At 64.8% G+C, this 1,046-nt stretch carries 1 protein-coding gene; it reads left to right on the forward strand.

Annotation, left to right across the window (positions count from 1 at the left end):
* Window positions 1–947: HlyD family type I secretion periplasmic adaptor subunit (locus JR064_RS22905; RefSeq protein WP_206231244.1), on the forward strand; the 947-nt coding region annotated here is incomplete at its 5' end.
* Window positions 948–1,046: the final 99 nt, after the last annotated feature.

Genomic DNA, 1,046 nt, shown 5'->3' on the forward strand with positions numbered 1-1,046 from the left:
TTGCCATCGACAGCGGTCTGGCCCCGCGTTTGGCCTCGGCAGCGGACGTGCCGGCCGGACGCTTCGCCGCCGAGCAGGCCCTGGCCAGCAGCCAGTTCGAGGCATTGCAGGCCAAGCGCCACAACTTGCAGGCGGCCATCGCGCAACGCAGGGCGGAACTGCGGACCACGCGTGACGCGATCGAGCCAATGGCCGAGTCGGCACGCATCTCCAAGGCGCGTGCCGAGGACTACGGCCGCCTGGTCGAGGGCAAGTACGTCGGCCGCCACGACTACCTGTTGCGCGAGCAGGAGCGCATCGCCGCCGAGCGCGACCTAGCCACGCAGCGCAACCGGCTGCAGGAAATCGGCTCGGCGCTGAGTGCGGCCGAGGAGGAGTTACGTGTGCTGGTGGCCGACTTCCGGCAGCAGACGCTGGACCAGTTGCGGGAGGCCGAGCAACAGGTAGCGCAGGGCACGCCGGAGTTGGCCAAGGCTGGGCAGCGCGATCGCCTGATGACGTTGCGTGCGCCGGTGGATGGCACCGTGCAGCAGCTGGCGGTGCATACCGTCGGCGGGGTGGTTACGCCAGCGCAGGAGCTGCTGGCGGTCGTGCCGCAGGAAGCGCTGGAGGTCGAGGCGACGGTGCTCAACAAGGACATCGGCTTCGTACGGCCTGGGCAGCCGGTGACGGTGAAGATCGAGAGTTTCCCGTATACGCGCTATGGCTACCTGACCGGCAAGGTCGTGAGCGTGTCGCATGATGCCGCGCAGGACGAGAAGCTAGGTTTGGTGTTTCCCGCGCGGATCCGGCTGGACGGCAGCAAGCTGGATATCGACGGCGTGGTGGTGAGCATGAGCGCCGGCATGGCGCTGAGTGCGGAGATCAAGACAGGAAAGCGGCGGGTGATCGACTACCTGTTGAGCCCATTGCGGCAGCATGGCGGGGAAGCTTTGCGAGAGCGATGAGCGAAACCGCAAGCTAATCATTTGATTGAAAAACGAAATTCTGATTGTACGAAGCAATGGGGAGGGCTCATGAGTAATTCAAACATGCGTGTCATTCGT

Source organism: Xanthomonas bonasiae (assembly GCF_017163705.1).
GTDB classification, from domain to species: Bacteria; Pseudomonadota; Gammaproteobacteria; order Xanthomonadales; family Xanthomonadaceae; genus Xanthomonas_A; species Xanthomonas_A bonasiae.